We start from the raw sequence: 23,228 nt of genomic DNA, 5'->3' as shown, positions 1-23,228 counted from the left end.
TCCGGGATGACAACGTTTTTGGAGGTCTGGTGATTAGAGCCGGATCGCCAGGATCACCGACGTCCACCCGTCGAGCGTCACGATCCGACCCTCGACCACCGCCTCGCCAAACGCCACGCCCTCCACCGTCAGGTGGTCGGGAAGCGTGTAAGCCACCGCCTCTCGCCCGAAGTTGAGCATCACCACCAAGCCTTCGCCGCGCCGATAGGCGAAGACCTGCGCGTGGTCGGGATCCAGATCCTCATAGTCCCCCTCCCGCAGATCGACGGACCCCCGCCGGAACGCGATCAGGTCGCGGCAGTGGCTTAGCACCGCGTCTGCCCGCCCGGCCTGGTCTCGCGCATTGATCGCCGCCGCGTTGGGATTGACCGCCAGCCACGGCGTCCCGAGCGTGAAGCCGCCGTGTGGATCGTCCGTCCACTGCATAGGCGTGCGGGCGTTGTCGCGGCCCATGGACCGGGCATTGGCTAGATATTCCGCCTCCGACACCCGACCCTGCAGGTCGCGCCAGCGACCGGACACCTCCAGGTCGTCGAAGTCGTCCAGGGTCTGGAACGGATAGTTGGTCATGCCCAGCTCGTCGCCCTGATAGAGGAACGGCGTGCCGCGCTGGGTGAGGATCAGGGTGTTCAGAACCTTGGCCGAACGCTCGACCCACTCGGGATCATCGTCGCCGAAGTGCGAAACCGCGCGGGGATTGTCGTGGTTGGACAGGAACACCGTGTTCCAGCCGAACGGCCCGGCCGCCGCGTCCTGCTGGCTGTAGAGCGCCTTGAGTCGGGGCAGGGTCCAGGACGTCTTGCGCCAGCCGTCGATGTCCATCCGCACGATGTCGAAATTGAACACCAGATCGAGTTCGCTGCGGCGGCTGTCCATCATGTGTTGGGCCGCGTCGGGCGTAAGCCCGAACGCCTCGCCGACCGTCAGGGTGTCGTAGTGCGCCAACACCTCGTGACGCATCTCGCTCAGGTAATCATGCAGCTTGGGCCCGGCGGCATAGACGAACTGCGGCGCGCGGCGCTCCTGGGGCGTCAGGTCGGGCAGGCCGGGTTGCTTGGAGATGAACGGGATGACGTCCATCCGGAACCCCGACACCCCCTTGTCGAGCCAGAACCGCATCAGGTCATGGACCTCGTCGCGGACCTTGGGATTCTCCCAGTTGAGGTCCGGCTGCTTGGCGGCAAAATAGTGCAGGTAGTACTGGCCTGTCGCCTGATCCAGCGTCCAGGCTGGCCCTCCGAAGAAGGCGTGATAGTTGTTGGGAGGACCGCCATCCTTGCCGTCGCGCCAGATGTAGTAGTCGCGATAGGGGTTGTCCTGGCTCTTGCGGCTCTCGACGAACCAGGCGTGTTCGTCGCTGCTGTGATTGACCACCAGGTCGATGATCAGCCGCATGCCACGGGCCGTCATCCCGGCCAGCATGGCGTCGAAATCGGCCATGGTCCCGAAGTCCGCCATCACCTGGCGATAGTCGCGGATGTCATAACCGTTGTCGGCGTTGGGGCTGTCGAAGTGCGGGCTGAGCCACACCACATCGACGCCGAGATCCTGCAGGTAGTCGAGCCGGGCGGTGACCCCAGGAAGATCGCCGATCCCGTCGCCGTTGGAGTCGAGGAACGAGCGTGGATAGACCTGATAGACAACGGCGTCCTTCCACCAGGGGCGGGTGGCGCCGGGCGTCGCTTCATCGTCAAGGCTCACGCAGCGCTCCCCGTCTCAATGTGCGGATGGAACGCTACCGCGCCGAAGCATGGTCGTCGCGGGTGGATTTTGACGTCGGGATGGTGGCGGAGAGGGTGGGATTCGAACCCACGGTGCCCTTCCAGGCACGCCGCATTTCGAGTGCGGTACATTCGACCACTCTGCCACCTCTCCAGGGGGTCTTCAGGGGCCGCCCGGGGGCAGCCTTGAGTGAGGGCGGGATACCTAGCGGCGCCGCCGGAAGAGCGCAAGGGCTTGTGACACGCTTTTGTGTCGCGCGGCGCGGTTTCCGACCGGACTAGGCCCGAGGGTAAAGGATCATCTGGGTGCAGCGGAAAAGCGCCAGGGTCTTGCCGGTGGTCTCGTGGGTGACGAGGGCGTCCCAGACCTGAGTGTTGCGGCCGCCGTGGAGCAGCTTGGCCTCGCAGGCCACGCCCTCGCCTTGGCGAGCGGTGCCGAGGAAGTTGGACTTCAACTCGATGGTCGTGAAGCCTGTCGCGCCCTCCGGCAGGGAGGTCACGCAACCATAGCCGCTGGCGCTGTCGGCCAGGGCGATGACGCTGGCGGCGTGAAGAAAGCCGTTGGGGGCCATATGGCGGCTGGCCACAGTGAAGCGTCCCCTAACCAAGCCTCGGGTCGCATGGCTCCATTCCAGGCTCAACAGACCGGGCAGGTTGTCAGCCTGGGCGGTGGTCAGGGCAGCGCTGAAATCTTGATCGGCCATGCGGCGTCCTCACTGCTTCGTGTACGAAGCATCTAAGGGATCGCCTGGCCGACACGCAAGTGGGTTTTTAAATGGAACTGATATCGATCGGCGGGAAGCGCAGGCCGTCGTCGCCTTGCGGGGGCAGGCGGAAGGCGCGGATTCCCACCTGCAGGGCGGGCGCCGCCAACGGGCCGGGCGACGGCGGTGCGGCGGCGCGGCGGGCGACGAAGGCCTCGGCGGGGACGGAATCGCCGGCGTCGATATTTGTGGTCCTGTGGTCGGCGACAGTGGCCTCCCAGGCGTCGGCCTCGGCGCCGACCTGGCCGGTCAGCAGGCGGGTGTGAGGCGGCAGATCCAGCAACCGCCTAGCGGCGGCGTGCAGACCGGCCGCGTCGGCGCCGGGGGCGTCGCTGTCGTCCAGACCCTGGTCCGGCGGCAGGATAGCGGAACCGGTGAACACCACGTCGCCGATCTGGTAGGCGGTGGCGCCGGGCAGGCGGCCCGGCAGGGCGATGGCGGTGATCTCGATCCCGCCCATCGGCAGGACCTCGCCGTCCTGGGCCAGCTTGTCGAAGTCCCAGCCGTCAAGATCGACGCCGTCGGATCCCAGCACCGGGACCAGGCGCTTGAGGCTTTCCAGGACACCCGCGCCGGTGCAGATCGAGGCGCCCGTCTCGTATTTGAGGTGACCGGCGGCGGACAGGTGGCCGGTATGGACGCCGGTCTCCAGGATCCAGGTCGGACCCAGGTCCTTGGCCCGAATATCGGCGATGATGGCGTCCATGAAGGTCGTATCGACGGCCTGGGTCTGGGGATCATAGTCGAGCACGGGGTCGATGAAGGCGCACAACTGGGTGGCTGGATCGACCAGCAGATAGGTCACCCGCCCGGTGGCGGGGTGGTGGAAAGCGGTGATTTCCGGCTGCATGCGTACGCTCGACAGTGCCCTGGAGCCTGGTCCAGGCCGGCACCTTGACCGCAAGCTCTTAAGTATAGGCGAACGCCGATCCAGGTCGTCCGCGCCGAAACAAGATTGGGGCGATTGGTCGCGCGGGGCTAGGGCCGTTCGGCCGCCGCCGTGCAACTCCGGGCGTCGCCGCGCATCTGGGTCACCCAGACGGGTTCGACATAGCGATCGCCGTCGCGGAAGCCTGGCGCGCAGCCTTCGGGCGTGTCGTCGCGTGACCGTCCGCCGCCGCGCATGTCGAGTGACAGGGCCAAGGACTGCGAGCCGCCGCCTCGGCCGTAGCCGCCATAGCCCAAGCCGTCATAGCCGTAGCCGCCGCCGTAGCCGCCCCCGTAGCCGTAGCCCCGGCCGTTCTTGCCGTATTCGGTCTTGGAAACGGCGACGCCCAAGGTGCTGGCTTCGCCGATCGGGATCAGGGTGGAGACATAGGCGCTGCGATAGCCGCCGGTGCCGACGCTGACGCCGGCCTCGCCGTGCATCTGGCGTTTGCCGTCGGGACCCAGGGCGTAGCCGTTGACGTCCACTTTCGGCGGCGCCGCGTAGTCGAGCGGGCCGCCGCCGCCGCGTTCGATCGGCGGCGCGTCGGCCAGCCAGGCGGCGACCTGGTCCTGGGTGCTCACGGGCTCAGCATTGCGGGCGGCCTCGGCCTTGGCTTTCGCGTCGGCCTGGGCCTTGGCGATCTCGGCTTCGGTGGGCGGCTTGGCGACGCGCGAGGCGGTGGCCACGACCTCGTCGTCAGGAGTAGCGGCCACGGCCAGGCTGGGCAGGGCCAGCGGCGCGGCCAGAAATGCGACAGCCAGGGCGAAACGGGACGCGAGCATGGACAAGACCTCCGACCTTTCCATCCTGGACCCGGCCGTGAGCCGAATTAGGGCCTGAATGTTGCGTGGCCGCAAGGCGAAGCTGGTGGCGGAGTCACAGCGCTTCAAGGGCGGCCTCCAGCGCCGCCATGTCCGGCGGCAGGGGCGTCTCGAACCGCAGGGTCTGGCCGGTGATCGGGTGGACGAAGCCCAGCACGGCGGCGTGCAGGGCTTGGCGGGCGAACCCGATCTCCGTGATCGCCGCCTTGACCGGCGCAGCGGGGGCTCCGGCCCCATAGACCGGGTCGCCCAGGCAGGGGCTGCCCTTGCTGGCCATATGGACGCGGATCTGGTGGGTGCGGCCGGTCTCCAGCCGGCAGGCGACGCGGGCCGCCAGGGGCGCGTGCTTGCCGCCGCCGCCAAAGGTCTTCTCGACCCGGTAGTGGGTGGTCGCCTCTCGGCCGCCGGACTTGAGGACGGCCATCTTCTTGCGGTCGCCCGGCGAGCGGCCCAGTTGGGTCTGGATCGTGCCGACGGCGGGGCTAGGCGCGCCGCGGGTCAGGGCCAGGTACATGCGGTCTATGTCGTGCTCGGCAAACAGGGCCGACAGGCCCTGGTGGGCGGCGTCGGTCTTGGCCGCGACCATCACGCCGGAGGTTTCCTTGTCCAGCCGGTGGACGATGCCGGGGCGGGCGACGCCGCCGATCCCCGACAGGCTGTCGCCGCAGTGGTGCAGCAGGGCGTTAACCAGGGTGCCGGTCTCGCAGCCCGGCGCCGGGTGGGCGGCCATGCCGGCGGGCTTGTCGATGACGATCAGATAAGCATCCTCATAGAGCACGCTCAGCGGGATGTTCTCGGGCAGGGGCTCGGCGGCGGTCGGGGGCGGGATGTTGACCGCATAGGTCCCGGCCACGGCCTTGGCCGAGCCGCTGGTCAGCGGGACGGGCGTCTTGCCGGGGATCGCCAGCGACACCTGGCCCTCCGCCATCAGGGCTTGCAGGCGAGCCCGTGAAAGGGTCGGAGCGGCGGTGGCCAAGGCCTTGTCCAGCCGCTGGCCGGCCAGGTCGGGGCCGATCTCGATCCGCAGGGTCTCACCGGCCGGCATGCCCGTTTCCAAGGCGTCTGGGTCCTCGATCTCGTCTCCGAGCGGGGGATCGGGGGGCTGGACCAGCGGCTTCACGGCTCCGTCACGGGTTTGTCGCGGCGCCGACATCGCCCGCGCCTACCGGCTCAGGTTCGAAGTTCAGCGTATGAAGGGGATAGTCGATGCGCGCGATCCGCACCACCTTGCTCATGGCCGCCGCCAGCGGCCTGGCCCTGACCGCCGGCCAAGTCTGGGCCGCCGATCTTACGCCTGCGGCCACCGCTGAACCCAGCGTCGTCGAGGAACTGGTGGTCACCGCCCAGAAGCGCGAGCAGAAGGTGCTCGACGTGCCGATCGCCTTGACCGCCTATTCGGGCGCCATGCTCGACAGGCTGGGCGTCCAGGAATTCGACAAGCTGTCGCTTTTCGTGCCCGGCTTCCAGGTCCAGAACCAGTCGCCCAACAACCCTGGTTTCGTGATGCGCGGCGTCACCTCCGACAGCGGTGACGCCACCACCGAGCCGCGTGTCTCGGTGTTCCAGGACGGCGTGTCGATCTCCAAGTCGCGAGGCTCCTATATCGAGCTGTTCGACATCCAGCGCATCGAGATCGCCAAGGGTCCGCAATCGACCCTCTATGGTCGTGGGGCGCTGATCGGCGCGGTCAATGTCATCCAGAACAAGGCCGACCCCAAGGCCCTGGACTGGCGCGTGGCGGCGGAAGTCGGCAATGACGGCTACGGGTTGTTCGAGGGCATGGCCAATGTGCCGCTCAGCGACACCTTCGCCGTGCGGCTGGCGGGTCGCTACAAGGAGCGCAAGGGGCCGATCGAGAACCTGCTGACCGGCCGGACCTTGGGCTCGACCGATACGGGCGCCCTGCGGTTCTCGGCCCATTGGTCGCCGACCAGCCGGCTGAACGCCGACCTGATCATCAATTACGAGGCCGACCACCCGACGGGGACCTCGTTCAAGTCCAACAGCTTCAACCCCACCGATCCGACGACCGGCGCGGTGCTGGGCGATCGCGACCCCAACAATGGCGCGGCCCTGTCGGCCGGCGCAGGCTTCAACGGTGGCGCGAAGTTGGGCCTCAAGCGCTTCGTCTCGGGCGCTACGGTCTTGGTCGACTACAGCCTCAACGACGCCTTCAAGCTGTCGTCGATCACCGCCGCTCGCCGGTTCCAGAGCACAGAGACCTTCGATCCGGACGGCTTCTCCCTGCCAATGCTGACCTTCGCCGAAGACGCACGCGGCAAGCAATACAGCCAGGAGTTCCGTCTCAACTACGACGCCGGCGGTCCGATCAGCGGCTTCGCGGGCGTCAGCTATTTCAACGAGGACGCCCGGACCAGCGTGCCGTCGCAGATCGACGAGCGCTACGCCCTGGCCTTGATCACCGGCTATCTGAGCAAGCCCAACGCCCAGCCGACCGGTTTGCTGACCAACCCCGCCGTGCTGACCGCGCTGGTGGGCGGTCTGACCGGCATCGGCGCGACCAGCCCGCTGGCGCCGCTGCTGCCCGGCATCGCCAACAACCTGCATGTCCACCGCGAAAGCTACACCAACTACGGCAAGACCGAGTCGTTCGACGTCTATGGCGACGCCACCTGGCGGCTGAGCGAGCAGTTCGAGATCTCGGCCGGCCTGCGCTACACCCACGACGACAAGACCAGCGGCTACGCCTCCAGCGTCGAGGATCGCTCGATCCTGGGCGGGCTGATCGCCCTGTCGTCGATCCCCGCAGCCCAGCGTCCTGGCCTGTTGCAAGCCATGGCCGTGCCGGGCGCCGCGACCATCCCGACCTCGGCCGGCTATCCCGTGCCGATGTTCGGCATCGTTTCGCAGCCGACCACCAACAATGGCGACATCTTCTCGCAGGACTTCTCGGACGAGGGCCTGACCTGGCGCCTGGTCGGCCGCTACAAGCCGACGACGGACACCAGCCTCTACGCCTCCTATGCCCGCGGTCGGCGGCCCGATGTGCTGTCGGTTGGCCAACCCGCCGCGCCCGGCGGCCCGGCGCGGTTCACGCCGGTCTCGGCTGAGACCGTGGATTCCTTCGAGGTGGGGGCCAAGACCCGCGCGATGGGCGGTCGCCTGACCCTGGAAGGCGCGGTCTACGCCTATGACTACGACAACTTCCAGACCACGATCCTGGTCAACGCCAAGCCGGTGACCACCAACGCCGGCAAGGCCAAGTCCTATGGCTTCGAGGGCCAGACGACCTGGGCGGCGGCCTCGTTCGCCGAGCTCTTCGCGACCTTCGGCTACACCCACGGCCGGTTCGACACCGGAATCTACGAAGGCAACCGCTTCCGGCTATCGCCCGACTACAAGGCCTCGATCGGCTCCAGCCTGCACGCCGACGCCCTGCGCGGGCGCTTCACCTTCACCCCGACCTATACCTGGCAGTCGAAGGTCTATTTCTCGGACGACAACGACATCGCCGCCCTGCAGGTCAGCAACCTGCTGCCCGACACGGCGCGCGACGAATTCCAGAGCAGCTACGGCTTGCTGGACCTGCGGCTCGAATATCAGCCGTCGTTTGCCAGCTGGAAGGTCGGGGCGTTCGTCACCAACGCCACCGACGAGAAATACGTCAAGGACGCCGGCAACACCGGTGACGCCTTCGGCATTCCCACCTTCATCGCCGGCAACCCGCGCTATTACGGCGTGACGGCCGCGCTGCGGTACTAGGACGAGATTGGGGACAGGCGCATGCGCCTGTCCCCATCGGCGGCTACTTGCTTTCGGCCTCTTCCTCTTGGCCAGTGATCGAGCCGTCCTTAAACAGGTATTTCTTTAACTGCTCGTCGGTCTCCGGATCGCTGCGGCGCAGCCATTCCAGCACCATGGCCGCGTGCTCGAGCTCTTCGCGGGCGTTGTGCAGCAGGATCTTGCGTAGCTCCTCGTCGTCACAGTCGTCCGCGCGCTGACGGTACCAATCCACCGCCTCGAGCTCTTCGATCAAGGATGTGATGGCGTAGTGCTGGTTGAGGGTCTTGCCGCGCAGCTTTTCGCGCGGAACGTGGAGGCCTTCACTGGACATGCGTGCGTCATCCGATTGTTGTGTGTTGAGGCTAACGCACAACAAGACCTAGCGCTGCCGTGATTTCCGGGGGAGACGACCATGAATATCGATCGACGCAGAGCCTTGGCCCTCTTCGGTTTCGGCGGCGCGGGCGCGGCTGGCGAGGCGATGGCCGCCACGCCCCAGGGTTTGCATGCCGGCCCGGCGCGCTTTGACCATGGTGTCGCCTCGGGCGACCCGCTGTCCGACCGGGTCATCCTGTGGACGCGGGTGACCGCGCCGGACGCCAAGGCCCCGGTCGGCGTGCGCTGGGACGTGGCGACCGACCCGGCCTTCAAAAACATCGTCAAGCAAGGCCACGCGACCGCCGACGCCTCGCGCGACAACACGGTCAAGGTCGACGTCATCGGCCTGAAGCCAGCCACGGGCTATTTTTACCGCTTCCGCCAGACCGTGAACGGCAAGGCCGTGGGCGAGGCGGTTGTCGGTCGTACCCGGACCCTGCCGGTTGGGCCGACCAAGGACGTGGTGCTGGCGGTGGTGTCGTGCAGCCTCTATCCGGCCGGCTATTTCAACGCCTATGACGCGATCGCCAAGCTGCCGCGTGTCGACGCCGTGCTGCACCTAGGCGACTACATCTACGAATATGGCGCGGCGCCCGACCAGTACGGCATGGCCTCGCCGACCGCCAAGACGCGGATTCCCAATCCGCCGCATGAGCTCCTGAGCTTGGCCGACTACCGTCTGCGTCATGCCCAGCACAAGAGCGATCCCGCCGCCCAGGCCGCCCACGCCCGCGCGCCCTGGATCGTGGTCTGGGACGACCACGAGACCGCGGACAACAGCTGGGTGGGCGGGGCCGAGAACCATCAACCGGCGACGGAGGGCGATTGGGCCAAGCGCAAGGCCGCCGGCATCAAGGCCTATTACGAATGGATGCCGATCCGCGAGCCGGTGGCCGGCGCCCTGCCCGAGGCCTCGTGGCGCGGCTTCCAGTTCGGCGATGTCGCCACCTTGCTGATGACCGAGACCCGCCTGACGGCCCGCACCCACCAGCTGGACTATTCGCACCATCTGGCCGGGGCCGACGGCAAGCCGGACTTCGCCGCCTTCGCCGTCAAGCTGAAGGACCCCGCCCGGCGGATGATGGGCCAGGGCCAGGAACAGTGGCTGGCTCGGGAGGTCGATGGTTCGGTCAAGAGCGGAACCGCCTGGCAGGTGCTGGGCAACCAGGTGGTGATGGCCCGGGTAGCCAACGCCGATCTCAAGGCGACCATGGGCGAGCCGGCCTTTGCCGACCTGCTGGCCAAGCTGCCGCCCTATCTCGCCAAGGCGGTCGAGCAGAGCCGCGCCTTGGCGGCGATCGACACGCCCTCCAATCTTGACGCCTGGGACGGCTATCCGGCCGACCGCCAGCGCGTCTACGACATCTTCAAGGCCAGCCAGGCCCGCCCGATCGTGCTCTCTGGCGACAGTCACGCCTTCTGGGCCAACGAGCTGTGGGACGACGCGGGCACGACGCGGGTGGCGGCCGAGTTCGGGGTCACCTCGGTGACCTCCCCCGGCTACAGCGACTACCTGCCCGGCGCCCCGATCGGCAAGGCCTTCGTGGCCCGCAACAAGGAGGTCAAGTTCACCGACCACGCCGCCAAGGGCTATCTGCTACTGACCCTGGAGCACGGCCGGGCGACCGGTGAGCTGATGGCGGTCTCGACGATTCTGTCGGAAACTTACGAGACTAAGGTGCTGAAGCGCTTCGTGGTGACGCCGGATGGCGAGGGCGGGGTGAAGGGTTTGGCCGAGGGGTAGGCGTCCAACGCCGGACACCCCCTCCGTCACGATGTGTATTCGCATCGCCCACCTTCCCCGCTTCGCGGGTGAGGAGTGAGAGCGTTCTTCTCCTACCCCCGTTTCACGGGGGAGGTGGCGGCGAAGCCGACGGACGGGGTGTCAGCGGCGCCTACCGCCGCTCGAGCGCGATCCGCACCCCGAACGCGACGAACACCCCGCCTGTCACCCGGTCCAGCCCCTTCACCACGCCCGGCTTGCGCAGCGCCCGAGCGATCGGCGCGGTGGCCAGGATCAGTCCACCTGACCAGACCAGCCCCATCACCACGTGCAGGGACGCCAGCAGCACGCCAAAGACTGCGGGGCTGGCGCCGGTCGGGATGAACTGTGGTAGGAACGACACGTAGAACACCCCGACCTTGGGGTTCAGCAGGTTGTTCCAGAACCCCTTGGCCAAGGCCGCGAGCAACCCGCCGGCCGTCGCGGCCTCGTCCGCCGAGGTGTCGAAGCTGGCGCGGGGTGTGATCAGTAGATTAACGCCCAGCCAGACCAGATAGGCCGCGCCGGTCCACTTCAGGATCGTGTAGGCGGTTTGGGAGGCGACCAGCAGCGCGCCCGCCCCAAAAGCCGCGGCCGCGCCCCAAGCCAGGCAGCCCAACCCGATTCCCACCGCCGTCGCGGCCGCGCGCCGCCAGCCCTCGGCGGCGGCCGTGCGCAGCACCAGGGCGGTGTCGAGGCCGGGCGTGATGGTCAGCAGGCCGGCGGCGACGCTGAACGCGAGCAGGGCTTGGAGGGTGGTCATTGTGTTTTGTCAGCGGCCTTCACACACGACGCAAGGCCGAAGGCGCGGCGCACGGTCAATAGCGTTGATGACACGCGACTAAGCCGATAGTCCGATCTCCAGTGACGGGGATGGGCGATGGCAATTCAGCAAGTGCTCTTCGACGCAAGGTCGCCGTTCGAACAATTCTCCGTCGGGTTTGCCGCGATCGGTGTGGTGGCGCTCATCGCGGCGCTAGTGCGTTTTTGGCTGAATCGGCGCGCGCCGATTTCGGAAATCAATTCGATGCAGCGGGTCGAGGGCGGAGTCATGGTGGGCGTGGCGGCCCTCCTGCTGGGCGCCGCGATGCTGCCGTTTCTTCTGGCCGCCAAGGCTGACCTGGATTTCCATTTCGACAGGGTCGTCACACTTGAGGGCTGTACGAGGGGCGTGGAGCGCGTGGTGCATGAGCGCGTCCACGGCGTGGCCGACACCTACCTCTCGGTGGCGGGCAGGGCTTTGCACTTCAATAGCAGCCCTTGGCGTTCCGGTTTCCACAACGCCGGCGACACGATCCGGGACGGGCAGTACTTCCGGGTCTTCATGGCGGGCGACACGGTCTTGCGTCTGGAGCGTTTGCCGCAGGCCTGCCCTTCAGCCTAGCCGTGGCGAAAGTGACGGCGTCTGCACATCAGGCCGCCGCCACCTGCACGACGGAGGTCCAGGCTGCTTCGGATGAAGAGAGCCCTAAGCCTCGCGCTCGACCAAGGCACCGTTCTCCCAGACGCGGTAGAAGCACGAGCGGAAGCCCACGTGGCAGGCCCCGCCGTCGCCTTGCGGGCGCACCTTGATCAGCACCGCGTCCTGGTCGCAGTCGATGCGCAGCTCCGTGACGATCTGCAGCTGGCCGCTGGTCTCGCCCTTCTTCCACAACGTGTTTCGCGAGCGGCTGAAATAATGGGCGACGCCGGTGTCGAGGGTGCGCTTCAGCGCCTCGTCGTTCATCCAGGCGAACATCAGGATCTCGCCGGTATCGGCATGCTGGGCGATGGCGGCGATCAGGCCCTGGGCGTCGAAGCGCGGCGTGATGGCGGCCCCGCGCTCGAGGGCGGTCTGGTCGGCGGGGGGCGGGAAGAGGGTGCTCATGGCCGACCTATGGCGCCGTTGGCCGGCCAGCTCAATTCCTCCCATGCCCCACAGGGGGAGGACTGTCTTGGCACATGTCACCATTTGAGCTCGGCGTCGGCCTCGGTCCTGAGCGGCGCTTCAAGCCATTCGCGTTCTTCTTCGGTCAGGCCCGCCTTGGCCAGCCCTGGCTTCCTCCTCCCAACCGTCGCGCGGATGCTTTTTCGGCGCGCGCCCGCCGGCGGCGATGATGATCCGGCCGTCTTCCATCACCACGTCCACGGAGTCGCCAACCTCGGTGCCGATCCTGGCGAGAAAAGGCTCAGGCAGGATTACGCCCGCTGAACCGCCGATCTTTAGCACCGAGCATCGCATGACGCCGCCTCCGTTGGAGGGACATCACAACATCGCCTACTCGCTGTCCCCAGCGGCGCGGCGCACGGCCTCGGCCCTTACCAGCGGAAAAGCTTTAGCTCTGTGAGACGCATCCGAGAGGTCCCATTCATCGCGATCAACGCCGACCCAGACGACGTCGAAATCATGATCGTAGTTCGCCAAACTCGCGGTCTGGCCGTCTCGACCCTCAAGCAAGAGGTAAGTCGTTGGTTTGCCGACGCTGATGCGGATGAAAAAGAACTGCGCGGTGTTCGCGGGTTGCCACAAGACTTGAACCCGCGTGTACGGATGCAGCGCCAACGCCAGCTTCAGTGCGTCCTTAGGCAGCCCGTCCCAGAGTTTCTCGATACCCATTTGCCCCTATTTCCAGATCGGCTTGCCGCCCCCCGGCAAGCCCAGCCGGGCCCACTTCTCGCTCACCGCGTCGATCACCGCCTGGTCCATGCGGATCTCCTCGCCCCACTCGCGGTGGGTTTCGGGGGGCAGCTTGTCGGTGGCGTCGAGGCCGATCTTCGAGCCCAGGCCGCTCTCGGGGCTGGCGAAGTCGAGATAGTCGATGGGGGTGTTCTCGATCACCGTGATGTCCCGGGCGGGATCCATCTTGGTGCTGATGGCCCACATCACGTCCTTCCAGTCGCGGGCGTTGATGTCGTGGTCCACGACGATCACCCACTTGGTGTACATGAACTGGCGCAGATAGCTCCAGACGCCCAGCATCACCCGCTTGGCGTGGCCGGGATAGGCCTTCTTCATCGACACCACGGCGATGCGGTAGCTACAGCCCTCGGGCGGCAGCCAGAAGTCGACGATCTCCGGGAACTGCTGGCGCAACAGCGGGATGAACACCTCGTTCAACGCCTCTCCGAGCACGGACGGTTCGTCCGGCGGACGGCCGGTGAAGGTGGTCAGGTAGATCGGGTCCTTGCGCATGGTGATGGCCGTCACCTGGAAGACCGGGAACTTCTCGACGCTGTTGTAATAGCCGGTGTGGTCGCCGTAGGGACCCTCGTCCGCATACTCATCGAGCAGGACGTGGCCCTCGAGCACGATCTCCGCATGGGCGGGCACCATCAGCGGCACGGTCTTGGCGGCCACCAGATCGACCTTGGCGCCGCGCAGCAAGCCGGCGAACTGGTACTCCGACAGGGTGTCGGGCACCGGCGTCACGGCGGCCAGGATGGTGCCGGGATCGGCGCCCAGCACGGCGCAGGCGGGCAGGGGCTCGCGCTTCCCCGCCTTCTTGTGGCGGGCATAGTGCTGGGCTCCACCGCGATGGGCCAGCCAGCGCATGATGCAGCGGTCCTTGCCGATCACCTGCATGCGGTAGATGCCCAGGTTGAAGTCGTCCTCGCGGTCCTTGCCCGGGCCCTTGGTGACGACCAGCGGCCAGGTGATCAGCGGCGCCGGCTCGCCCGGCCAGCAGGTCTGCACGGGCAGTTTGGACAGGTCGATCTGGTCGCCGGTCAGGACCACCTCCTGCACCGGAGCCTTCTTCACCGTGCCTGGCCGCATGGCCATGACGGTGCGGGCCAGGGGCAGCATGTCGAGCGCGTCCTTCAACCCTTTGGGCGGCGCGGGCTGGCGCAGGAAGGCCAGCAGCTCGCCGACCTCGCGCAGTTCGCCCGCCGTGGTGCGCGGCTCGCCGCCCAGGGTGACGCCCATGGCCACCCGCTTGACGGTGCCGAACAGGTTGGCGAGCGCCGGCATCGGCGAGCGCGTGCCGTCGGGCAGGATGACGTGTTCGAACAGCACCGCCGGGCCGCCGGTGGCCAGCAGCCGCGTCTGGATCTCGGTCATCTCCAGCACAGTGGAGACTGGCTCGGTCACCCGCACCAGCTCGCCCTGCGCCTCGAGGACGGCGATGAATTCGCGCAAGCTGCGATAGGCCATGAGGCGCTCCTGAACGGGGCGGAACCTAGAGGCGTCCCCGCGTCGTCGCAAGCACGCGCCGACAAGCTTGGCCCTAGGCGCCGCTCGCCCGGCGTGATCTCTAGCCCCACGACATTCGAGGTTGCAGCAAGATGACCGACGCCTTTCACGACGCCGCTCCCGCCGATCCCTCGCCCGAGCCCGGGGCCGTCCGCCGAGCCACGATCATCCGCCTGGCCACGGGCCTGGCCCAGGGCCTGCTGCTGTACGGGCTCTGGCAAGCCGACAAGTCCAAGGTCTGGCCGGCGACCCAGCGCGAGTTGTTCGCCGCCCTGCTGATGGTCTTCCTGTTCGCGCCGTTCGTGGTGCAGGCCGGGGTCGCGGCCCTGCGCTGGCGGACCCTGGTCGTCTGGAAGGCCGTGGCCGCGATCCTCGCCGCCGGGCTTGGGGCCTATGGCGTGTGGAGCGGCGATCCCGCCGCCACGGGCGTCAACGGCCTGGGGCCGCTGACGGTCTTCGCGATCGCCGCCTTGATCTTCATCGGCCATCACCTCGTCGAGCCCGCTGATCTGGAGCGCAGGCGCATCGCGCGCTACGAGGCCTATTTCGACGTGACCTGGAAGCACGGGGTGCAGGCGGTGCTGTCGCTGGGCTTCACCGGCGCCTTCTGGCTGCTGCTGTTCCTGGCCTCGGCCCTGTTCAAGCTGATCGGCGTCGACGCCATCGACAAGCTGATCCGGCACGAGTGGTTCGCCTTCCCCGCCACCGCCGTGATGTTCGCCGCCGCCGTGCAGCTGACCGACGTGCGGGCCAATCTGGTGCGCGGCGTGCGCACCGTGGCCCTGACCCTGCTGGCCTGGCTGCTGCCGCTGATGACCCTGATCGCTGCGGCCTTCCTGCTGACCCTGCCCTTCACCGGCCTGGAGCCGCTATGGAAGACCCGCAGCGCCACCGCCATCCTGCTGACCGCCGACGCCTTCCTGATCCTGCTGACCAACGCCGCCTATCAGGACGGGACCGAGAAGACCGCCGTGGTGCTGAAATGGGCGGCGCGACTGGCCGGGGTGCTGCTGGTCCCGATCACGGTGCTGGCGGCCTATGGCCTGAGCCTGCGCATCGGCCAGTACGGTCTCAGCCCGGACCGGATCATCGCCGGCGCCTGCGTGCTGGTCGCGGCCGGCTATGCCGTGGGCTACACGCTGGCCGCCGTCCGGCCGGGCGACTGGATGAGGACGCTGGAGCCTACCAACATCGCCATGGCGTTTGTGGTGATCGCGGTGCTGCTGGCGCTGTGCACGCCGCTGGCAGATCCGCGGCGGTTGTCGGTGGACGATCAGGTCGGGCGGCTTGAGCGTGATAAGGTGACGCCAGCGGCGTTCGACTATGAATCGCTTCGCTGGAACGACGGCCGCTTTGGCCTGCAAGCTTTGAAGCGCCTGGGCGCAAGCAAGAATTCCATCGTGCGCGACAATGCCGCCATCGCCTTGAAGCGTAAGGATCGCTGGGAGCGCCAGGGTAGTGAGGCGGCCAAGGTCGCCGAGATCGACGACAGGGCGGAGAACGCCAAGCAGCTGAAGGCTGTAACGCTCTACCCCAAAGGCGCCGTGCTGCCCGACAGCTTCCAGCGCCAGTATTTGAAGCCCGGCGCCATGCGCATTCCGTTCTGTGAGCCTGGCGACCGCTGCGTGGCCCTCTTGCGTGACGTTGACGGCAGCGCTGGGCCTGAGGTGCTGATCACTGGAGAAGGCGGTAGCGACAACCGGATAGTGGTCTACCGGCTGCGCCCGGTTCAAGGCGATTGGGAGGAGTACGGCTACTTCGAGCTACCAAGCTGTCCGGGCATAAGCGCCAGCGGCCTCTTCGCTTCAGGCGACCTGAAAGGCACGCCGTCCCACATCAATGACTTGGAAATTCTAGGACGTCGCTTCCACCTGTCGCTGGAGCAGACAAACTGCGGCTTCTACGAGCCTGGACAGGAGGGCCTAGGTTCACCCGATCCTGTCTGGGCGACGAAGCCTAATCCGCCCCCTCGCTGACCGCATGTCCCCGGCTCGCGCTTAACCCACCCCCTCCGAGACCGCATTGAGCCGCGCATACACCCCGCCCGCCGCCTTCAGCTCCCCGTGCCGGCCCTCCTCGACCACCCTGCCGCTCTGGAAGACCAGGATGCGGTCGGCGCCGCGAACGGTGGAGAGGCGGTGGGCGATGACGATGGTGGTGCGGCCGGCCATCAGGGCCTCGGCGGCTTCTTGCACCTGGCCCTCGGTCTCGACGTCGAGCGAGGACGTCGCCTCGTCCATCACCAGGATCGGGGCGTCGGTCAAGAAGGCGCGGGCGATGGCCACGCGCTGGCGCTCGCCGCCCGACAGCTTGATGCCGCGCTCGCCCACCAGGGTGTCGTAGCCCTGGGGCAGCTTGAGGATGAAGTCGTGGGCGCGCGCCTTGGTCGCTGCAGCGATCACCTCTTCGTCGGTGGCGCCGGGCCGGCCATAGGCGATGTTGTCGCGCAGGGAGCGGTGGAAAAGGGCCGGGTCCTGCGGCACCACGGCGATGGCGCGGCGCAGGCTGCCTTGGGTCACCTCGGCCACGTCCTGACCGTCGATGACGATGCGGCCGCCCTGCAGGTCGTGCAGACGCTGGACCAGCTTGACGAAGGTCGACTTGCCCGAGCCCGTCGGCCCGACCAGCGCCACCCGCTCGCCCGGCGCGATGGTCAGCGAGAAGTGGTCGTACAGCGGCGAACCCGCCGCCTTGTAGCGGAAGGTCACGTTCTCGAAGGCGATGGCGCCCGGGCCCTCCTTTCCCGTGTCGGGCTTGAAGTCCGGGGCGTCCAGCACGTCGGCGATCTGCGGCGGCAGGCCTTCCCAGGCGGCCAGGTCCTCGGTGTCGTCCAGGCCCTTCTGCAGCATGCGGATGTTCTCGCCCATGTTGCGCAGATAGCCGCTCATCAGCATGAAGGCGGTGATGGCGAAGGCCACGTCGCCGGGCGTCGCCGTCCCGCGCGACCAGGCATGGATCATCGCCGCCGTCAGCCCGGCTTGCAGCAGCACCAGCAGCAGGTTCTGGCCCAGCCAGACATTGGTGAACTTGTGCCAGGTGACCATCACCGCGTCGCGCCAGGCGGCGGTCACCACGGCGACGCGCGCGGCCTCGCGGGTCTCGGCGCCGAAGCTCTTGACCGTGGGGTTGGAGGTCACGGCGTCGGCCAGGCTGGCCCCGATCAGCGAATCCAGGGCGTTGGACTTCAGGTTGGCGGGCCGCACATAGCGCGTGGTGACCACCACATTGACGACGATATAGGCGATCACCACCACCAGGGCGACGGCGCCGGCCAGGGGCTGGCGGACCAGCAGCATCAGGGAGAGGCCCAGCAGCACGATGACGCTGGGCGCCAGCCAGATGGTCACCGCGTCGGTCACGCTGTCATAGCCCCACATCGCCCGGGTCAGCTTGCGCACCGTGGCGCCGGCGAAGCTGTCGGCGTGCCAGTCGGACGAGAAGGCCTGGACGCGGGCGTAACCCTCGTTGGTCATCTCTTCCATGTTGCGGGCGGCCAGCGGGATCCAGAACCGCATGGCCAGGTTGCGGATCAGCGAGAAGCCCAGATAGACGCCCACGAACATCGCCCACGCCACCCAGGCCGCGTCGACGGCCGAGGGGCCCTTGGTCACGGTGTCGATCAATTGACCAGACGCCCAGGGCAGCGCCAGATCGAAGCCGATGGCCAGCAAGGTCAGGCCCACGCCCGCCAGCAACAGGCCTTTCCGGCGCAGCCAGAAGCGCATGATGAAGCCGAGCACCCGGCGGTTGCTCAGGGCGCGGCGAGGCTCGGTCTCGGTGTCATTGTCGGCGGCGTCGGTCATGGTTGGGGCTAGATAGGCGCTCGGCGCTTCTTTTTCGACCCACCAAACGGCCGCCAGCGCAGGTACCAGCGAATGGCCGGCCCGATCACGGGTGTGCGCAGCAGCGGCCGCACCGCGTGGGGTCGGGTCTTCAGGAAGCACAGCACCGCGCCGATCCAGAACACCGTGGTCGGCAGGCCGGGCGTGACGATCCCCACCGCGCCGATCGCCAGCAGGCTTCCGCCCAACCCGTCCAGCGCCCAGCGGGCGGGACGGGACAGGCGCTTTCGGGGTGAGGGGGGCGGGGAGGTCATTGAAGGTGAATGTGGTGGGTCGCGTAAAGGTCCGCCAGGCAGAGCTCCTCGCCCTGTGGGGGAGGTGTCGGCGTAGCCGGCGGTGGGGGGCGTGATAGGACGATCACCGCTCGGATCTTCGACCATTAAACTCCCCCCACCGATCACTGCGGGGTCGTCTCCCCCACAGGGGGAGGACCTACGCGCCCCCCATGTCCTGCGAAAACCGGATGCGGTTGCCGAACGGGTCGTGAACCGTCAGCACGTCGCCCCAGGGCTCGCGCACGATCCCTGGACGGCCATGGCCATACTTCTTGTCGTTGAGTTTCTTGTGCAGGGCATGGACGCCCAGCATGGGCGCATAGACGGTCGCGCGGGGGCTGGCGTCGCCATAGTGCTCTGACAGGTGCAGGGTCATTCCGGTGCGCGACACGCCCATGTACAGCGGCATGTCGGCTTCGAACCGGTGCTCGAAATCGACCGAAAAGCCCAGGAAGTCGCAATAGAACCCGCGGGCCTTGGCCTGATCGATGGTTGGCATGAGATCCTTTTCGACTCGGCGATCCCTCATCGGTGCTCGCATTGCCGACTTGGTCGCCGATCAAAAGGGATCCGCTGACAGCAAGATCGATGCTTTCACCCTTCCCGAAGGATGCGAGCGGCAGGCAGCATCAGCCTGAGCGCAGATTAAGGCGAGAGGCGGCACGGGGTCAATCGCGCTGTCCTTGACGCCGCCGCCGACAACCGCTCTCCTCAAACAAACGTTCGGGAGAAACGCGCATGGCCTATCAACCCTTCGACCTGACCGGCAAGGTCGCCCTGGTCACCGGCGGCAATCGCGGCATCGGGCTGGGCATGGCCAGCGCCCTGGCCCAGGCGGGATCCGACATCGTGATCTGGGGCAGCAATGCCGAGCGCAACCAGGCCGCCGAGGCTAAGTTGCTCGAGCACGGCGTTCGGGTGAAGGCCCAGACGGTGGATGTCAGCCAGGAAGACCAGGTCCGCGAGGGCATGGAGGAAGCCGTGGCCGCCATGGGCCGGCTCGACAGCGTGATCGCCAATGCCGGGGTCGGCTATGGCGCGCCCAGCTTTATCGAGATGAAGACCGAGACCTACCGCAAGACCCTGGCGGTTAATCTGGACGGGGTGTTCTTCACGTTCCGCGAGGCCTGCCGCCACATGGCAGAGCGGGCGAAATCGGGCGATCCTGGCGGCTCCATCGTCGGGGTGGCCTCGCTGGCCGCCATCGAGGGCGCGGCCCGCAACCAGGCCTATGCCGCCACCAAGGGCGGGGTGATCTCGATGATGAAGTCGGTGGCCGTCGAGCACGCCCGCTACGGGGTGCGGGCCAACGCCATCCTGCCCGGCTGGATCGCCACCGACATGACCCAAGGCGCGCAGGACAATCCCGCCTTCGCCGAAAAGGTCATTCCCCGGGTGCCCGCCCGGCGCTGGGGCCAGCCGGCGGACTTCGGCGGCATCGCCGTCTATCTGGCCTCGGACGCTTCGAGCTACCACTCGGGCGACACCTTCGTGATCGACGGGGCCTATTCCATCTTCTGATGAAAACTGGACGGCGCGGTCCATAAAATATCCTTATAAATAAGGCACTTGCGAAAATTTAGGGCTGTGGGAAGCTTCTCTCGTCGGCAGATCGAGCATCAGACTTGGGCGTCGGCGGGAGGAAACGAGAAATGACCCCGCAAGACGTCGTGGCCCTGGCGCCGCCCAGAGGCATGCTGGCCCTGATCGCCATGATCCTGACCTCGATGGCCGCCTGCTTTTGGACGTCGGAAGCCGAGGCGCAGCCGGACGTCCTGCGGCGGGACTAGACGAAACCGCGACTGACCTCGCGGCACGCTTGCCGTCACGACCCCAGCGCCCATCCTCCGAAAAACGGGAGGATTCTGATGACCTTGCACACCCCGCTGTGCGACCTGCTCGGCGTCGAGCATCCGATCCTGCTGGCTGGCATGGGCGGGGTTTCCTACGCCCCGCTGGCGGCGGCCGTCTCCAACGCCGGCGGATACGGCGTGCTCGGCATGGCCGGGACCACGCCCGACTTCATCCGCGAGCAGATGCGCGAGGTCCGCGCCCTGACCGACAAGCCGTTCGGCGTCGACCTGCTGGCCGCCACCCCCGACGCCCTGACCGACGCCGTCGAGGTCATCATCGCCGGCGGGGCCTCATCCTTCATCGCCGGACTTGGGGTGCCCCTGCCGATCATCGCCCGGCTGAAGGCGGCGGGTCTGAAGGTGATGGTGGTTTGCGGGGCGGTGAAACATGCGGTCAAGGCCGAGCAGGCCGGCTGCGACGCGGTGATCTGCCAAGGCGGCGAGGGCGGGGGCCACACCGGCCTCGTGGGGACCCTGCCGCTGGTCGCCCAGGCGGTGGACGCCGTCGAGATTCCGGTGGTGGCGGCGGGCGGCATTTTCGATGGCCGTGGCCTGGCCGCCGCGCTGGCTCTAGGGGCGCAGGGCGTCTGGATGGGCACCCGGTTCATCGCCTCCGCCGAGGCGCACGCCGGCGATCTCTACCGTCAGGCGGTGCTGGAAGCGGCGGACGAGGACACCGTCCGCACCCGGTCCTATTCCGGCAAGCCGATGAGGGTGCGCAAGAATGCCTGGGTCGAGGACTGGGAAGCGCGGCCCGGCGATATCCAGGCCTTTCCGCGCCAGGCCATGATCAGCATCCAGGCCGGGGCCTTGGGCGGCATAGCCGGTCAGATCGAGGGACTCGACGCCGACAAGTCCTGCTTCGCCATGGGGCAGAGCGCAGGCGGCATCCGCGAGGTCTTGCCGGCAGGCGAGATCGTGCGGCGGGTGATGGCCGAGGCGGAGGCGACGATCGGGCGGGTGGCGGGATTGAGATCCTGATCCTTCTCTCCTTGCGGGAGAAGGTGCCGGCGCAGCCGACGGATGAGGGGTCGAAGACCAGATCAGCTGCGCACGGCGGTGGATAGGACGGCGCGACCCCTCATCCGACCCGCTTCGCGGCCCACCTTCTTTGGCAAGGGGAGAAGGATTAAACCTTCACTTCCGGCAGCAGCCGCTGGAAATGCGCCTCGACCTGGCCGTGGCACTCACAGGCCCGACGTTCCAGCTTGGCGCGGTCGAGGATCTCGATCTTGCCGCGGCCGGTGCGGATCAAGCCTTCATCCTGCAGGGCCTTGGCCACGGCGGTGACGGTGGTGCGCTGCACGCCCAGCATGTCGGCCAGGGTTTCCTGGGTCAGGCGGATCGTCGACTGGTTGGCCCGGTCGTGGGTCGACAACAGCCAGCGGCACATGCGCTGGTCGATGCTATGCAGGGCGTTGCAGGCCGAGGACTGCATCATCTGAGCCAACAGCACGTCGGCATAGCGCGAAAACAGGTCGTGCAAGGCGGGCGAGCGGATCTTGGCCTCCTCCAGCCGCACGGTCGGGATCGCTATCGCAGCGCCCGGAATGCGGATGATGGCGCGTCCGTAGGCGGGCTTGAAGCCGGCGCTGACGATGCCGCCGATCGCCCCTTCGCGACCGATGGAGGCGACCTCGATCTCGTCGCCGTCGCGGGTGACCACCAACAGCGAGGCCATGGTCGAATAGCAGGGAAAGATCGTCGTATGAATGTCCTCGCCCGCCTCGAACAGAACCGCGCCGGCAGTCAAGCTCATCGACTTCAGGTACGGGGCCAGTTGCGCCAGGTCGCTAGGACGCAGGGCGGCCAGCAACCGGTTGCCTTCACAGCCGGCCAGCAGGCTGGTTTGACCCAAGGTGGTGAGTTCGGCGGTGTCAGCCATGTCGCTCCCCTTTGATTGCCCAGGAGGACAGTCAAACTTTCGCGCATAAGAAGCGCGCGGCGGCGCAATGGGTTTCCTGCCCACTGGTTTCCGGTCGACGAACGCGGGTTTCTCGGTCACGCTTCCGGTCGCCTGACAGCGGGTTCTCGGGGGAGATGACACCATGCGCGATCGCGCCATTATCCGGCATCGGCTCAGCCAGTACAGCGCCCTGTGGCTGGGCGCCTTCCTGTTGGTCCTGATCATCGCGGCGGCGACCAGTCTGGTGGCCGGACTGGATCTCGTGGACGTCGCCGACCTGGTGTTGCCTGTCGGTTTCCTGCTGCTGGGCGGTGCGATGCTTTATGGGGTCGGGGCCACGGCGGTGTCGCGCGCGGCCCTGCCGACCAAGACCCTGGTGGTCGCTCTGGGCCTGTTGCTGGTGCTGCCCCTGCTGTGGGCGCCGGTGCTGGCGGTTCTGGTGGTGGCGGCGATCGGCGGGGTGGTGATCGAGTATTCGATGGCCTACGCGCAATTCCGCATCGTCGTCAGCCAGATCATCTATCCGCTGATCGCGCTATTCACCGACAGCCCTTTGGCCGGCGCTGTCTGGGCGATGTTCCAGGTAGCGGCCTCGGTGGTGGGCTTCCTGGCGTCGGCGGCCCAGGTAATCAAGACGCTGCGAGGGCTGCTGTTCGGCGGCGGCAGCGACGAGGATGCGGAGGGCGAAGCGGCCTGAACATTCCTCGTTTCTAATTCCGGATCTGCGGCCCTTCGGGCCTTGTCCGGGATGACAACGGAAGGGAAATCAGCTCAGCAGCGTTGGATGCAGCAGTTCGCCGGTGTCGTCCTGCAGATGCATCTGGACGGGGAGGCCCAAGCCGGTGGCCTGTTCGGCCAGGCTGCGGGCTGCGGTCTCGGCCTGAAGCCGCGTCGAATAGGCGCCGACCCGAAGTTGATCGCCGATGATCGCCCAGGTCTCTCCGACGCGAACCACGCCGTAATGCACTTCAGTCATGTTGACCTCCCTGCGGTGCGTTCCCCCACTTATCCACAGGGTCGCTCCGATCCGTGGCGTTCGCAAGGCCTGTGTGAGTCGTGATTT

The 23,228-nt window shown here is 67.3% G+C and carries 24 protein-coding genes and 1 tRNA gene; 8 read left to right on the top strand and 17 right to left on the bottom strand.

The window, feature by feature from the left end; all coding sequences use genetic code 11:
- Positions 1 to 33 precede the first annotated feature (33 nt).
- The 6 genes from ACP7AG_RS04295 to ACP7AG_RS04270 form a co-directional block, all read right to left on the bottom strand.
- A complete protein-coding gene (locus ACP7AG_RS04295) occupies positions 34 to 1,701 on the bottom strand; it encodes a glycoside hydrolase family 13 protein (RefSeq protein ID WP_426029897.1) in 1,668 nt (555 codons plus the stop codon).
- Between the two features lie 84 nt (positions 1,702 to 1,785).
- Positions 1,786 to 1,875 (bottom strand) — tRNA-Ser (locus ACP7AG_RS04290).
- 124 nt (positions 1,876 to 1,999) lie between these two features.
- Positions 2,000 to 2,425, bottom strand: coding sequence for a PaaI family thioesterase (locus tag ACP7AG_RS04285; protein ID WP_426029895.1), 426 nt, complete (start codon positions 2,423 to 2,425; stop codon positions 2,000 to 2,002).
- Between the two features lie 67 nt (positions 2,426 to 2,492).
- The gene (locus ACP7AG_RS04280) at positions 2,493 to 3,335 is read right to left on the bottom strand and encodes an MBL fold metallo-hydrolase (RefSeq protein ID WP_426011024.1); all 843 of its coding nucleotides are present in this window, start codon (positions 3,333 to 3,335) and stop codon (positions 2,493 to 2,495) included.
- A 128-nt stretch (positions 3,336 to 3,463) separates the two neighbouring features.
- The gene (locus ACP7AG_RS04275; RefSeq protein WP_426029892.1) at positions 3,464 to 4,195 is read right to left on the bottom strand and encodes a hypothetical protein; all 732 of its coding nucleotides are present in this window, start codon (positions 4,193 to 4,195) and stop codon (positions 3,464 to 3,466) included.
- Positions 4,196 to 4,289: 94 nt separating this feature from the next.
- Positions 4,290 to 5,279, bottom strand: a complete 990-nt coding sequence (locus tag ACP7AG_RS04270; protein WP_426011301.1) for an RluA family pseudouridine synthase — start codon at positions 5,277 to 5,279, stop codon at positions 4,290 to 4,292.
- A 161-nt stretch (positions 5,280 to 5,440) separates the two neighbouring features.
- On the opposite strand from ACP7AG_RS04270, the gene ACP7AG_RS04265 reads away from it, so the two are divergent.
- Positions 5,441 to 7,957, top strand: a complete 2,517-nt coding sequence (locus ACP7AG_RS04265) for a TonB-dependent receptor (protein WP_426029890.1) — start codon at positions 5,441 to 5,443, stop codon at positions 7,955 to 7,957.
- Between the two features lie 43 nt (positions 7,958 to 8,000).
- On the opposite strand, the gene ACP7AG_RS04260 is transcribed toward ACP7AG_RS04265, so the two are convergent.
- A complete protein-coding gene (locus ACP7AG_RS04260) occupies positions 8,001 to 8,309 on the bottom strand; it encodes a ferritin family protein (protein WP_426011029.1) in 309 nt (102 codons plus the stop codon).
- A gap of 81 nt (positions 8,310 to 8,390) precedes the next feature.
- Here ACP7AG_RS04260 and ACP7AG_RS04255 point away from each other — a divergent pair, with 81 nt between their 5' ends.
- A complete protein-coding gene (locus ACP7AG_RS04255) occupies positions 8,391 to 10,100 on the top strand; it encodes an alkaline phosphatase D family protein (protein WP_426029888.1) in 1,710 nt (569 codons plus the stop codon).
- A 151-nt stretch (positions 10,101 to 10,251) separates the two neighbouring features.
- On the opposite strand, the gene ACP7AG_RS04250 is transcribed toward ACP7AG_RS04255, so the two are convergent.
- Positions 10,252 to 10,881, bottom strand: coding sequence for a LysE family translocator (locus tag ACP7AG_RS04250; protein ID WP_426011033.1), 630 nt, complete (start codon positions 10,879 to 10,881; stop codon positions 10,252 to 10,254).
- A gap of 117 nt (positions 10,882 to 10,998) precedes the next feature.
- Here ACP7AG_RS04250 and ACP7AG_RS04245 point away from each other — a divergent pair, with 117 nt between their 5' ends.
- Entirely contained in the window at positions 10,999 to 11,502 is a 504-nt protein-coding gene (locus ACP7AG_RS04245) for a hypothetical protein (protein WP_426011034.1), read from the top strand.
- Positions 11,503 to 11,586: 84 nt separating this feature from the next.
- On the opposite strand, the gene hisI is transcribed toward ACP7AG_RS04245, so the two are convergent.
- The 4 genes from hisI to ACP7AG_RS04225 form a co-directional block, all read right to left on the bottom strand.
- Positions 11,587 to 11,985 (bottom strand): phosphoribosyl-AMP cyclohydrolase, encoded by a 399-nt coding sequence (hisI, locus tag ACP7AG_RS04240; protein ID WP_426011036.1) that lies wholly within the window; start codon positions 11,983 to 11,985, stop codon positions 11,587 to 11,589.
- A 120-nt stretch (positions 11,986 to 12,105) separates the two neighbouring features.
- Positions 12,106 to 12,339 carry an AbrB/MazE/SpoVT family DNA-binding domain-containing protein gene (locus tag ACP7AG_RS04235; RefSeq protein ID WP_426011038.1) on the bottom strand — a complete coding sequence of 78 codons (234 nt, stop codon included), beginning with the start codon at positions 12,337 to 12,339 and terminating at the stop codon, positions 12,106 to 12,108.
- Between the two features lie 36 nt (positions 12,340 to 12,375).
- On the bottom strand, positions 12,376 to 12,714 hold the full coding sequence (locus ACP7AG_RS04230; protein WP_426011040.1) for a hypothetical protein: 339 nt from the start codon (positions 12,712 to 12,714) through the stop codon (positions 12,376 to 12,378).
- Between the two features lie 6 nt (positions 12,715 to 12,720).
- Positions 12,721 to 14,250, bottom strand: coding sequence for a UbiD family decarboxylase (locus ACP7AG_RS04225; protein ID WP_426029886.1), 1,530 nt, complete (start codon positions 14,248 to 14,250; stop codon positions 12,721 to 12,723).
- A gap of 131 nt (positions 14,251 to 14,381) precedes the next feature.
- Between ACP7AG_RS04225 and ACP7AG_RS04220 the strand changes: the two genes are divergently transcribed.
- A complete protein-coding gene (locus ACP7AG_RS04220) occupies positions 14,382 to 16,265 on the top strand; it encodes a DUF4153 domain-containing protein (protein WP_426029884.1) in 1,884 nt (627 codons plus the stop codon).
- Between the two features lie 21 nt (positions 16,266 to 16,286).
- On the opposite strand, the gene ACP7AG_RS04215 is transcribed toward ACP7AG_RS04220, so the two are convergent.
- From ACP7AG_RS04215 to ACP7AG_RS04205, 3 genes are all read right to left on the bottom strand, one after another.
- Complete coding sequence (locus tag ACP7AG_RS04215; protein WP_426029882.1) at positions 16,287 to 18,092, bottom strand: ABC transporter ATP-binding protein; 1,806 nt, start codon at positions 18,090 to 18,092, stop codon at positions 16,287 to 16,289.
- A gap of 8 nt (positions 18,093 to 18,100) precedes the next feature.
- The gene (locus ACP7AG_RS04210; protein WP_426029881.1) at positions 18,101 to 18,385 is read right to left on the bottom strand and encodes a DUF454 family protein; all 285 of its coding nucleotides are present in this window, start codon (positions 18,383 to 18,385) and stop codon (positions 18,101 to 18,103) included.
- 178 nt (positions 18,386 to 18,563) lie between these two features.
- Complete coding sequence (locus ACP7AG_RS04205; protein WP_426029880.1) at positions 18,564 to 18,905, bottom strand: glyoxalase superfamily protein; 342 nt, start codon at positions 18,903 to 18,905, stop codon at positions 18,564 to 18,566.
- 239 nt (positions 18,906 to 19,144) lie between these two features.
- Between ACP7AG_RS04205 and ACP7AG_RS04200 the strand changes: the two genes are divergently transcribed.
- The 3 genes from ACP7AG_RS04200 to ACP7AG_RS04190 all read left to right on the top strand — a co-directional run bounded on the left by ACP7AG_RS04200 (position 19,145) and on the right by ACP7AG_RS04190 (position 21,240).
- A complete protein-coding gene (locus ACP7AG_RS04200) occupies positions 19,145 to 19,927 on the top strand; it encodes an SDR family NAD(P)-dependent oxidoreductase (protein WP_426029878.1) in 783 nt (260 codons plus the stop codon).
- Positions 19,928 to 20,058: 131 nt separating this feature from the next.
- A complete protein-coding gene (locus ACP7AG_RS04195; RefSeq protein WP_426011051.1) occupies positions 20,059 to 20,196 on the top strand; it encodes a hypothetical protein in 138 nt (45 codons plus the stop codon).
- A 78-nt stretch (positions 20,197 to 20,274) separates the two neighbouring features.
- Positions 20,275 to 21,240 (top strand): NAD(P)H-dependent flavin oxidoreductase, encoded by a 966-nt coding sequence (locus ACP7AG_RS04190; RefSeq protein ID WP_426029877.1) that lies wholly within the window; start codon positions 20,275 to 20,277, stop codon positions 21,238 to 21,240.
- Between the two features lie 148 nt (positions 21,241 to 21,388).
- Here ACP7AG_RS04190 and ACP7AG_RS04185 read toward each other — a convergent pair whose 3' ends face one another.
- Positions 21,389 to 22,144 (bottom strand): Crp/Fnr family transcriptional regulator, encoded by a 756-nt coding sequence (locus tag ACP7AG_RS04185; RefSeq protein ID WP_426011055.1) that lies wholly within the window; start codon positions 22,142 to 22,144, stop codon positions 21,389 to 21,391.
- Between the two features lie 163 nt (positions 22,145 to 22,307).
- Between ACP7AG_RS04185 and ACP7AG_RS04180 the strand changes: the two genes are divergently transcribed.
- Positions 22,308 to 22,862 (top strand): hypothetical protein, encoded by a 555-nt coding sequence (locus ACP7AG_RS04180; protein ID WP_426011057.1) that lies wholly within the window; start codon positions 22,308 to 22,310, stop codon positions 22,860 to 22,862.
- A gap of 69 nt (positions 22,863 to 22,931) precedes the next feature.
- Here the strand turns inward: ACP7AG_RS04180 and ACP7AG_RS04175 are convergent, their stop codons facing one another.
- Entirely contained in the window at positions 22,932 to 23,141 is a 210-nt protein-coding gene (locus ACP7AG_RS04175; RefSeq protein ID WP_426011058.1) for a hypothetical protein, read from the bottom strand.
- Between the last annotated feature and the right edge of the window lie 87 nt (positions 23,142 to 23,228).

The organism is Caulobacter sp. DWP3-1-3b2, assembly GCF_049896325.1.
Classification (GTDB): domain Bacteria; phylum Pseudomonadota; class Alphaproteobacteria; order Caulobacterales; family Caulobacteraceae; genus Caulobacter.
This window is presented reverse-complemented; position numbering and strand designations above follow the sequence as displayed.